Annotated in this window: 8 protein-coding genes; 1 reads left to right on the top strand and 7 read right to left on the bottom strand. The window is 69.4% G+C overall.

The window, feature by feature from the left end:
* Positions 1-17: 17 nt before the first annotated feature.
* Positions 18-1,511, bottom strand: coding sequence for a hypothetical protein (locus ACFVV1_RS09725; protein WP_389987098.1), 1,494 nt, complete (start codon positions 1,509-1,511; stop codon positions 18-20).
* Positions 1,512-1,914: 403 nt separating this feature from the next.
* On the opposite strand from ACFVV1_RS09725, the gene ACFVV1_RS09720 reads away from it, so the two are divergent.
* On the top strand, positions 1,915-3,003 hold the full coding sequence (locus ACFVV1_RS09720) for an LCP family protein (protein WP_389987095.1): 1,089 nt from the start codon (positions 1,915-1,917) through the stop codon (positions 3,001-3,003).
* Positions 3,004-3,090: 87 nt separating this feature from the next.
* Here the strand turns inward: ACFVV1_RS09720 and galE are convergent, their stop codons facing one another.
* From galE to ACFVV1_RS09690, 6 genes are all read right to left on the bottom strand, one after another.
* The gene (galE, locus tag ACFVV1_RS09715) at positions 3,091-4,077 is read right to left on the bottom strand and encodes a UDP-glucose 4-epimerase GalE (protein WP_389987092.1); all 987 of its coding nucleotides are present in this window, start codon (positions 4,075-4,077) and stop codon (positions 3,091-3,093) included.
* 42 nt (positions 4,078-4,119) lie between these two features.
* A complete protein-coding gene (locus tag ACFVV1_RS09710) occupies positions 4,120-5,628 on the bottom strand; it encodes an amino acid permease (RefSeq protein ID WP_389987089.1) in 1,509 nt (502 codons plus the stop codon).
* Between the two features lie 430 nt (positions 5,629-6,058).
* On the bottom strand, positions 6,059-7,990 hold the full coding sequence (gene dxs, locus ACFVV1_RS09705; protein WP_389987085.1) for a 1-deoxy-D-xylulose-5-phosphate synthase: 1,932 nt from the start codon (positions 7,988-7,990) through the stop codon (positions 6,059-6,061).
* A gap of 169 nt (positions 7,991-8,159) precedes the next feature.
* Positions 8,160-9,473, bottom strand: coding sequence for a sugar ABC transporter permease (locus ACFVV1_RS09700; protein ID WP_389987082.1), 1,314 nt, complete (start codon positions 9,471-9,473; stop codon positions 8,160-8,162).
* Positions 9,470-10,264, bottom strand: a complete 795-nt coding sequence (locus ACFVV1_RS09695; protein ID WP_389987332.1) for an ATP-binding cassette domain-containing protein — start codon at positions 10,262-10,264, stop codon at positions 9,470-9,472. Before ACFVV1_RS09695 ends, ACFVV1_RS09700 begins: the two co-directional genes overlap by 4 nt.
* Positions 10,265-10,408: 144 nt before the next feature.
* Positions 10,409-11,506 carry a sugar ABC transporter substrate-binding protein gene (locus tag ACFVV1_RS09690; RefSeq protein ID WP_389987079.1) on the bottom strand — a complete coding sequence of 366 codons (1,098 nt, stop codon included), beginning with the start codon at positions 11,504-11,506 and terminating at the stop codon, positions 10,409-10,411.
* Between the last annotated feature and the right edge of the window lie 49 nt (positions 11,507-11,555).

The raw sequence follows: 11,555 nt of genomic DNA, 5'->3' as shown, positions 1-11,555 counted from the left end.
CGTGCGGTGACGCACGCCTACGCGGTGACCCACTGCGTGAAGGCCAGCCCGCCCGCACCGGGCTCCTGACGTGCGACTCTCAGCCGGCCGTCGGTTCCCAGCAGCGCGATGACCGCCCGGCCGCTGCCGTCCACCGCCACGGCCGGCGGCACCAGCGAGGTCTCCCCCGCGTCGAACCACCACACGCCGCTCTCCGGCCGGCCGTCCTCGTGGGCCCCCACGGCGCACGCTCCCGCGTGCCCCGATCTGGCCAGCACCGTACAGCCCCAGCCCTGGATCTCCACTCCGGGAACCGCGGCCAGCGGCCCGGCTCCGTCCGCGCCTCCGAGACTGACCGGGCCCACCCCCGGGACCTCCACGCAGACCTCGTTGGTACCGGAGTACCGGTAGCGGATCGTCCCCGCCTCCGGCGCCGCCGACAAGGTGCCGGGATAGGGGCTCACCTGGGTCGCGGGGTCCAGCGTCCACTCCCCGCCGGGCGCCTCCTGGTACCAGCGGACCGCGGACGCCGAGTCCCTGCCCCGGGCCCAGACCTGGGCTCCGCCGGACCTTCCGGGCAGCGCGATCAGCTCATCGGCGACGGCCGCGCCCCGCAGATGCTGCCAGCCGCTCCACCGCCCGTCCGGCGACTGCCGGCGGGTGCTGACCCCGTGACCGAAGTTGCGTACGAAGACATGCAGGTTCCCCGCGGCGTCGAAGACCGCCGCGGGGAAGCCGACCTCGCGCGCCTTGGACCGGTCGTTGGCGTTCGGGTTGCCCACCGAGTGCCAGGGGCCCATGGGGCGCCCGGTCTGGTACTGCGTCGTGTGCACCAGATCGACGTGCTCCTTGCCGTCCGCGCGCTTCCTGCGACGCAGACCGAGCAGGTGCGCGTACCCGTTGGCGTCCTGCACCACGGTGATGCCGGGAAGGAGATCCGGGCCCTCCAACAGCTCCGGCCCGTTCCACTCGTCGGCCCCCGGCGCCCCCTCGGTCCAGCGGAGCACACCCGCCGCGGAGGGGAGATAGGCGGTGAGCCGGCCGTCCGCACCCCGGACGAGCCAGCGGCCCGGCAGCGGATAACGCGTGCACGCCTGCGCACCGAGCCGCGGGTCCGTCCCGGCCCGATGACAGTTCACGAAGACCGGGAAGCCGCACTCCCGCTGGTACCTGCGGGCCGCGGCGACGGTGGCCCGCGCCACGCTGCCCCGCAGCGGCGGCTCGGCGATCACCGGTCGCTTGGCCTCCGCGTCGAACGAGACATGCACGGGATCGGGATCGAGGGTTCGCACCGTCAGGGGGCGCAGCTCGTGCAGCGCGTCGAGCACCAACGCTGTGATCTTTCCCACCTCCGCGTCGATCACCCAGGGTTCGCTCGCCACCCGGACGCCCCGCCGGCCGCAGTCCGCCGCGGCGCGGTCGAGCGCCGCGCGCTCGTCGGCCGTGCCCGGCTGGGCGCAGACGATGTCGACCACCGAGCCGTGGGCCTCCGTCGCCAGCAGTGCCAGGGCATCTCCGGGCGTCGCGACCACGATCGCCACACCTCCCCGGCCGTCGGCCGGCGCCGTTCCCGCACGGTCCGGCGCAGCCGTGCCACGCCCCCCTCGGCGGTCCCTTCTGCGTGCCATCCGCCCGATGATCCCCTCTGAAGTGGAACCGGGGATTCAGACAACTCCCGGCTTCCAAGAAGATATGCACTCTCCCTTCCCGTCGGGAAATCTGTCTATAGTGCTCCAGCATCCGCTCGATCGTCACTTGTGCGATCGGCTGATGCCCGCCTGTGATTCCGTCGTCCGGGACGCCCCGAAGACGCGGTCGGCGGACCCGTACCATCCCCCCTCCTCCGGCTCCGGCAGCCGGTCGACAGGGAGGGGCCGACTCGCCTCAGTGGTTACCCCACTGACCCAGGGGCCCAGACGATGACGAGCTGTGTGTATGTCTGACGACTCCGATCTGCATTCCCGCCGCAAGCCCAGGAGCCGAAAGGCCGGGAAGGTGCGCACGCGCGGGCAGCGCATCAGGCGCGGCATCCTCATCACCCTGCTCGCGCTCGTGGTGGCCGGAGGTGGCACCGTCTACTGGCTGTACAGCCGGCTCGACGGGAACATCACGGGCGTCGACATCGACAAGGCGCTCGGCGACGACCGTCCCGAGAAGCTCCCCACCAGCGGCCAGAACCTCCTGGTCCTCGGTTCGGACTCGCGGGCCGGTGCGGAGAACAAGGAACTGGGCGGCGGCGGCAATGTCAGTGGCGCGCGCTCCGACACCGCGATGGTGATCCACATACCCGAGGGCCGGACGAAGGCCGTCGCGGTGTCCATACCCCGCGACACCCTGGTGACCCGGCCCGAGTGCACCAAGGCCGACGGCTCGACGTTGCCCTCCGAGAAGCGGGCGATGTTCAACGGCGTCTACTCACTGGCCGGTCCGGCCTGCGTGGTCAAGACCGTGGAGAGCATGTCAGGGGTGCGCATCGACCACTACATGGAGATCAACTTCGCCGGGTTCAAGGACCTGGTCGACGCGATCGGCGGCGTCACGGTCGACGTACCGCAGGACATCCACGACAAGTCCTCCGGGCTGAACCTCACCGCCGGTCCGCACAAGCTCGACGGCACCGAGTCCCTCGCCTACGTCCGTACCCGGCACGGCATCGGTGACGGCAGCGACCTCGGCCGCATCGGGCTCCAGCAGCAGTTCCTGCTGGCCCTGCTGAGCGAGGTGAAGTCCCAGGATCTGCTGGGCAGTCCGACGAACTCGTACAAGATCGCCGACTCGGTCACCAAATCGCTGACCACCGACTCCGGGCTGGCCTCGCTGACGTCGCTCGGCGAGTTCGCCCGTTCGATGAACGGTGTCGACCCGGGCTCGATGGAAACCATCATGCTGCCCGTGGCGTACGACAAGCAGGACCCCAACCGGGTCGTGGCGGCGGAGCCGCAGGCCGGTCAGCTGTGGAAGGCGATCCGGAAGGACGCCACCATTCCGGAGTCCGCCAAGAAGTCGCCCGCCACCGGCGGTTGATGACCCGTTCCGCCTGTATGTGATGCGGCGATGCCCCGGGGTGAAAGCACCCCGGGGCATCGCCGCATCAGCCGTTCCGGGCCGCTCTCAGCGGCGTGCCTCGGGGTGGTACAGGCACCAGCCCTCCCAGGCCGACGCGACCATCTCGCGCACGTCGTGCCGGGCCGTCCAGCCCAGTTCCTCCCGCATACGGCCGGCCGAGGCCACGACCCGGGCCGGGTCACCGGGGCGCCGGGGGGACACGGTCGGTTCCGCCGCCGGCCCGTATCCCGTGACCTCGCCGATCAGCGAGATCATCTCGCGCACCGAAACCCCCTCGCCCAGGCCGATGTTGACCGTCAGGTCGGTCCCGTCACCGCGCTCCCCCAGGGCGCGCGCCACGGTGACGTGGGCGGAGGCCAGGTCCTCGACGTGGATGAAGTCGCGGACGCAGGTACCGTCCGGAGTCGCGTAGTCGTCGCCGAAGACCATCGGAGCACGGCCCTCGGTGAGCTTCTCGAACACCATCGGGATCAGGTTGAAGACGCCCGTGTCGGCCAGCTGCGGTCCGGCCGCGCCCGCGACGTTGAAGTAACGGAGCGAAGCGGTCGCCATGCCGTGGGCGGCACCCGCCGCGCGCACCATCCACTCACCGACGAGTTTGGTCTCGCCGTACGGATTGATCGGAGCACACGGAGTGTCCTCGCCGACCAGGTCGACGTCGGGGAGGCCGTACACGGCGGCGGACGAGGAGAAGAGGAAACGGCGCGCGCCGGCCGCCGTGACGGCTTCGAGGAGGTTCTGCAGCCCGTGCACGTTCTCCCGGTAGTAGTGGAGCGGGCGGGCCACGGACTCGGCGACCTGCTTCTTCGCGGCGAGGTGGACGACTCCGTCGATGCCGAACTCCGCGAGGGTCCGGTCCAGGGCGTCACGGTCGAGCGTCGAACCCTTGACGAAGGGCACGCCCCCGGGCACCCGGTTCGGGTCACCCGTGGACAAGTCGTCGTACACGACGACCTGTTCGCCCGCGTCGAGCATCGCCCTTACGACGTGCGCCCCGATGAAACCCGCACCACCCGTGATCAGCCAAGTCATACGGTCATAGTATCCGCGAGACAGGGCATGCCGGACGCGCCGCTACCGCGCATCGCCCCGCGCCAGCCTGCTGTGGCTGCGCCCGTACGCGAAGTAGATGATCACGCCGATGATCATCCAGATGGCAAACCGCAGCCAGGTCTCGGCCGGCAGATTGAGCATCAGCCACACCGAGGCGGCCACCGAGAGGATCGGGACCAGCGGCACCCACGGGGTGCGGAACGCACGGTGCAGATCGGGGCGGGTGCGGCGCAGCACCATGACGCCGAGGGCGACGACGACGAAGGCGAAGAGCGTGCCGATGTTCACCAGCGTCGCCAGTTCGTTGATGCTCGTGAACCCCGCGACGATCGCGATGATCACGCCGAGCAGGATGGTCGGGCGGTACGGGGTGCGGTAGCGCGGATGTGTCACGGAGAAGAACCGCGGGAGCAGTCCGTCGCGGCTCATCGCGAAGAACACCCGGGTCTGTCCGAGCAGCAGGATCAGACAGACCGTGGTGAGGCCGATCGCGGCGCCGAAGCTGATGAACCCGGCGTAGACGGGATGGCCGATGGCCTTGAAGGCATCGGCCAGCGGGGCTTCGACGGACAGTTCGGTGTAGTGCTCCATGCCCGTGACCACCAGCGAAACGGCGACATAGAGCAGGGTGCAGATGAAGAGCGAGGCGAGGATGCCACGTGGCATGTCACGTTGCGGAACCTTCGTCTCCTCGGCGGCAGTGGCCACCACGTCGAATCCGATGAAGGCGAAGAAGACGACGGAGGCGGCGGTGAAGATGCCCATGACGCCGAAGTTCGTGGGCGCGTAACCGAACATCAGCTGGATCAGCGGCGCAGTCAGTCCGGAACCGGAGGGCTGTGGCTGTGCCTCGGGGATGAAGGGCGAGTAGTTGGCGGCCTTGATGAAGAACAGTCCGGCGATGATCACGATCAGCACCACGGCGACCTTGATGGCGACGACGATCGTCGTGATCCGGGCCGAGAGCTTCATGCCGAGCACCAGGACGACGGTCAGGACGAGCACCAGCACGAAGGCCAGGATGTCGAAGCCGAACCCTTTCGCCACATCGGTTCCGGAGAGCGCATCGGGCATGGTCCAGCCGAAGTTGTCCAGCAGCGAGCGGACATAGCCGGACCAGCCGACCGCCACCACCGCCGTGCCGAGCGCGAACTCCAGCACCAGGTCCCAGCCGATGATCCAGGCGACGAGTTCGCCGAGCGAGGCGTAGGAGAAGGTGTACGCGGAGCCGGCGACGGGGACGGAGGAGGCGAACTCGGCGTAGCAGAGCGCGGCCAGGGCGCAGACGACGGCCGCGGCGACGAAGGCGAGTGCGGTCGCGGGGCCGGCGGTCTCCTTGGCGACCTTGCCGGTGAGCACGAAGATGCCGGTGCCGATGATGACGCCCACTCCGAAGACCGTGAGGTCCAGCGCGGAGAGGGACTTCTTGAGCGCGTGCTCCGGCTCCTCGGTATCGCGGATGGACTGTTCGACCGTCTTGGTCCGGAACAGTCCATCACTGCTGGGTGGTGTGTCCTGCTGGGCAGTCACCGGCGTACCTCCACGCACTCGTCGTGTACGCCATGATTGGGACCGCGCCTGCCGCGGAGGGCTCCGGACCGGGCGATTTCACGCGAATGGGCCGGTCGAACCACCCGTACAGGGTGCTCCGACCGGCCCATCGGCCGTATCGCGGTTCGCTCGTACGGCCCCGTGGCACCGCGGTCCGGAGGCCGCCCGTGCCCATAGGGCCTCTCGTTTGGATCACGCCGGGCTCGCGTGCCCCGGCACCGCACCTCGCCGCGTTGTCGTCGGTCTTCCCCAAGCTCTCGGCTCCGCTCGAGCAGGGGAGACCCCACCGGGCTCCGCGATGGCTCTTTCCTCCGCCTTGCGATGCACGGCACCACGGTGACATCAGCCGCTCCGCGGCGGGCCGCTCCCTGATCCGGCCTGATCCAAACGAAAGACCCTGGCCCGCAGCTCAGTCGCGGACGGGCTCGGCGGCGACGGAGGCGTCGTCCGCGCCCGTCTCGTAGCGGCCGCCCAGCTTGGCGACCAGGCCGGTGACCTGGCGGGCGATGTCCGGGGCGGTCAGCCCGATCTCGGCCATGACCTCCTTGCGGGAGGCGTGGTCGAGGAAGCGCGGCGGGATGCCGAAGTCGCGCAGCGGTAGGTCGACCCCGGCGTCGCGCAGTGCCTGGGCGACGGCGGAGCCGACGCCGCCGGCCCTGCTGTTGTCCTCGACGGTGACGACGACCCGGTGCCGCTCGGCGAGCGGGGCCATGGCCTCGTCGACCGGCTTGACCCAGCGCGGGTCGACGACGGTCGTCGAGATGCCCTGGGCGTCCAGCAGACCGGCGATCTCCAGGCACATCGGGGCGAGCGCGCCGACGGAGACGAGGAGGACGTCCGGCCGGGTGGTGCCGGGCTCACGCAGGACGTCCATGCCGCCGACCCGGCCGACGGCCTTGACCGCCGGGCCGACCGCGCCCTTGGAGAACCGGACCACGGTCGGCGCGTCGTCGACCTCGACGGCCTCGCGCAGCTGGGCGCGGACCTGGTCGGCGTCGCGCGGGGCGGCGATCCGGAGCGTGGGCACGCACTGCAGGATCGACATGTCCCACATGCCGTTGTGCGAGGCGCCGTCGGTGCCGGTGACGCCGGCCCGGTCCAGGACGAAGGTCACACCGCACTTGTGCAGCGCGACATCCATCAGGACCTGGTCGAAGGCGCGGTTGAGGAAGGTGGCGTACACCGCGAAGACGGGGTGCAGTCCGCCGGTGGCGAGGCCCGCCGCGGAGACCGCGCCGTGCTGCTCGGCGATGCCGACGTCGTAGATCCGGTCCGGGAACGCCTTCTCGAACTTGGTCAGGCCGACCGGCTGGAGCATGGCCGCGGTGATCGCGACGATGTCCTTGCGCTCCCTGCCGAGCTTGACCATCTCCTCGCCGAAGACGGAGGTCCAGTCGAGGCCCGAGGTGGCGACGGGGAGGCCGGTGTCGGGGTGGATCTTGCCGACGGCGTGGAAGCGGTCGGCCTCGTCGAGCAGGGCGGGGGTGTAGCCGCGGCCTTTCTCGGTGAGGCAGTGCACGATGACGGGCCCGCCGAAGCGCTTGGCGCGCTGGAGCGCGGACTCCAGGGCCGCGATGTCGTGGCCGTCGATCGGGCCGACGTACTTCAGGCCGAGGTCCTCGAACATGCCCTGCGGGGCGATGAAGTCCTTCAGCCCCTTCTTGGCACCGTGCAGCGTCTCGTACAGCGGCTTGCCGACGACGGGGGTGCGCTCCAGGAGGTCCTTGCCGCGGGCCAGGAAGCGCTCGTAGCCGTCGGTGGTGCGCAGCGTGGCGAGGTGGTTGGCGAGACCGCCGATGGTCGGCGCGTAGGAGCGCTCGTTGTCGTTGACGACGATGACGAGCGGGCGGTCCTTGGCGGCGGCGATGTTGTTCAGCGCCTCCCAGGCCATACCGCCGGTGAGCGCACCGTCGCCGATGACCGCGACGACGTGGTCGTCCTTGCCCAGTACCTCATTGGCCTTGGCGAGGCCGTCGGCCCAGCCGAGCACGGTGGAGGCGTGCGAGTTCTCGATGATGTCGTGCTCGGACTCCGCGCGGGAGGGGTAGCCGGAGAGGCCGCCCTTGCTCTTGAGCTTCGAGAAGTCCTGCCGGCCGGTGAGGAGCTTGTGCACATAGCTCTGGTGACCGGTGTCGAACAGCACCTTGTCCTTCGGCGAGTCGAAGACCCGGTGCAGGGCGATGGTCAGCTCGACCACGCCCAGGTTGGGGCCGAGGTGTCCGCCGGTCTTCGAAACGGCGTCGACGAGGAAGGTCCGGATCTCTTCGGCGAGCTGGTCCAGCTGCTCGGGAGTGAGCCGGTCCAGGTCGCGCGGTCCACCGATGCGGGTCAGCAGAGCCACCCGTTCCTCCTTGCGTTGAGCTGGTCGAGCATGCCGATCCGGTGAGTCTAGTGTTCCGCCTGTCCTGGCAGACAGCGGGCAGGGGTGTGCTGCCCGACCCCCGCCCCGCAGCCGACAGTGCCCGGCGCCCCGACCGGGGCGCCGGGCACTGGGTGGGGCGGGCGCGATGTCAGGCGCGACCTGCGGTCTTCTGGGTGCGGCGGGAGACCGAGTCGATGACCACGGCGGCCAGCAGAACAGCGCCGGTGATCATGTACTGAATGGCGTTGGCCATACCGATCATGTTCAGGCCCTGCTGGATCGACTGGATCACGATCATGCCGAGCAGCGCGGACCAGACCTTGCCGCGGCCTCCGAAGAGACTGGTGCCACCGATGACGGCGGCGGCGATGACCAGCATCAGCGTGTTTCCGCCCCCGACGCTCTTCGTGGCGCCGCCGGAGAGGCTGGCGATGAAGAGGCCGCCGAAGGCGCCCAGCGTGCCGGACAGGGCGAAGACGGTGATCCGGACCCGGTCGACGTCGATACCGGCACGGCGCGCGGCCTCCGGGTTGCCGCCGACCGCGAAGACCTGACGGCCGAAGCTCGTACGCCGGGCGACGAAGTCCGCGACGACCAGGACGGCGAGGAAGAGCACCAGGGCGAGCGGCAGGCCACGGGCGCCCGCGGGCTCGTTCAGGACGTACGCGACGACGAAGCACAGGATCGCGACGACCGCGGTGCGCAGCACGACCTCGCCGGTCGGGCGGGCGGGCAGACCCGCCGCCTTGCGGCGCCTGCTGTCCATCAGGAGCGAGGCGCCGTACGCGAGGACGGCGACCAGGGCGAGTCCGTAGCCGACGGCCTTGTCCTCGAAGAAGTAGTTGGTCAGGTTCTCGACGGCGCTGCCGGACGGCGTGTTGATCGAGCCTTCCCCGCCCATCATCCAGTCCTGCAGACCGCTCCAGCCGAGGAAGCCCGCCAGGGTGACGACGAACGCCGGTACGCCGATCTTGGCGAAGAAGAAGCCGTGCAGCGCGCCGAGAGCCATTCCGGAGAGAACGGCGACGATGATCGCGAGCCACTCGTTCCAGCCATGGTTGACGTTGAGCACGGCCCAGACGGCCGCGCCGACGCCCGCGACGGAGCCGACCGAGAGGTCGATCTCGCCGAGCAGCAGGACGAACACGATGCCGACCGCCATGATGCCGATGCCGGAGCTGTAGACGGCGATGTTGGCGACGGAGCTCGCGGAGAGGAAATTGCTGTTCTGGAACTGGAAGACGACCGCGATGACGATCAGGCCGACGAAGACGGGCAGCGAGCCGAGCTCACCGCCGCGCACCTTGCGGGTGAACTCCGACCAGTAGCCCTTGAAGCCCTCCTCGCGGAGGAGCAGACGCGGGTCGACGGCGGGTACGGGGGCTGCCGACTGCTCGGTGGCCGGTGGCTGCGGGGCGGGCTTCTCGGTGGAGGTCCCGGGGGTCTTGGCGAGGTCGCTCACTTCGCGTCCTCCTTCGTGGCCGTGCGTGCTTGGCGACGCGTGACGGCATTGTCCGTGGCGCCGGTGATCGCGGCGATGATCTCTTCGTGGGAGGTGCCCGCCACATCGAACACACCGTTGTTGCGGCCCAGGCGGAGCACCGCCACCCGGTCCGCGACGGCGCGCACGTCGGCCATGTTGTGGCTGATGAGGATGACGCCGTGGCCCCGCTCGCGCAGCCGCTCGACCAGGTCGAGGACCTGGGCGGTCTGCTCGACGCCGAGTGCCGCGGTCGGTTCGTCCAGGATGACGATCTTGGGGTCACCGATCAACGCACGTGCGATGGCCACGACTTGACGCTGACCGCCCGAGAGCGCGGCGACCGGGATGCGGACGCTGGGGATCCGGATGGAGAGGGTGTCCAGCAATTCCTTGGCGCGCTTCTCCATCGCGATCTCGTCGAGGACGGAGACCTTGCGCAGTTCGCTGCCGAGGAAGAGGTTGGCGACGACATCGAGGTTGTCGCAGAGCGCCAAGTCCTGGTAGACGGTGGCGATTCCGAGATCCTGGGCGTTGTTCGGCCGGTTGATCCGGACCGCCTCGCCCTCCCACTCGATGACGCCTTCATCGATCGGGTGGACACCCGAAATGGTCTTGACGAGCGTCGACTTGCCGGCGCCGTTGTCGCCGACCAGGGCGACGACCTCGCCGGGGTGAATCTCCAGGTCCACATCGGTGAGCGCCTGGACGGCGCCGAACCGCTTGGAGACTCCGCGCAACGCCAGCACGGGCGTAGCGGACACGTGAATCATCTCCTTCGCCGCCTGACCGGCGGGGATGGTGGTGCTGAGCACAGGGGGGGTGCGAGAGAAGTCCGGCGCCCGCCCCCGCCTGCGGGGCGTTGACGGAGCGGGCGCCGGACCGGCAAGGGGTGCCCGGAGGCACGGCCCGAGGGGCTACTTGATACCGGCTGCTTCGCAAGCCGCCTTGTACTCGGGCGTGCAGATCTCCGAGGCCTTGTAGACCTTGTCGGCGATGATCGTGCCGGCGACGTTCTCCTTGGTCACGACCTGCGCGTCGTACAGCTTGGCCGGGATGCCCTTGATCGCGCCGGAGACGCTGTCGACCTTGGTCGGGGTCAGGTCGTCGAACTTCTCGCCCTTGAGGAGCCTGACCGCGATCTCGGCGGTGGTCTCCGCCTCCGGCTTGATCTGCTTGTAGACCGTGAAGGCCTGGTCGCCCTTGAGGATGCGCTGCAGCCCGGCGAGCTCGGAGTCCTGACCGCCGACCGGGACCTTGATGCCCTGCTTGTTCAGGGCCGTGATGATGCCGCCGGCCATGCCGTCGTTGGCGGAGTAGACGCCCTGGAAGCCGTCCTTGCCCAGGGAGTCGATGGCCGCGCCCATCTTCTTGTTGGCCTCGTCAGGCGACCAGTCCGGGATGTCCTGCTCGTAGACGACCTTCTTGACCTGGGTGTCCAGGACGCTGTGCGCACCCTTCTTGAAGAACGGGGCGTTCGGGTCGAGCGGCGAGCCGTTGATCATGACAACGTTGCTCTCCTTGGCCTTGGCGCCGAGCGCCTTGACCATGGCCTCCCCCTGAAGGCGGCCGATCTTCTCGTTGTCGTACGACACGTACGCGGAGACCGGGCCCTCGGCGAGGCGGTCGTACGCGACGACCTTGACGCCCTTCTTGGCCGCCTGCTCCACCCAGGACTTGGTGGCCTCGTAGTTGACGGAGTCCACGATGATGACCTTCACACCCTGGGTGATGAGCCCGTCGAACTGCTTCTTCTGGGTATCGCTCTCCCCCGCGGCGTTGCTGTACTTGACCTTGCAGTCACTGCACAGCTGCTTGATCTTCGCCTCGATGATGGGGCGGTCGAACGTCTCGTAACGGGTGGTCTTGTTCTCCGGCAGCAGCAGGCCGATGGCCTTGCTGTCGCCGCCGCTGCCACCCTTGTTGTCGTCGCCCGCCTTGCCACAGGCGGCGAGGGAGACGGCCATGGAAAGAGCGGCCGTGCCTACGACAATGCGTCGCGTCGTTGCGTTCATGTGGGGTTGCCTCCCTGACGAGGCCGCGACGGTGCGGCCGAGGTGGCAG

The sequence above is a fragment of the Streptomyces sp. NPDC058092 genome (genome assembly GCF_042884935.1).
Taxonomy (GTDB): Bacteria; Actinomycetota; Actinomycetes; order Streptomycetales; family Streptomycetaceae; genus Streptomyces.
The sequence above is the reverse complement of the archived record's forward strand: the minus strand, read 5'-3'. Positions and strand labels throughout refer to the sequence as shown.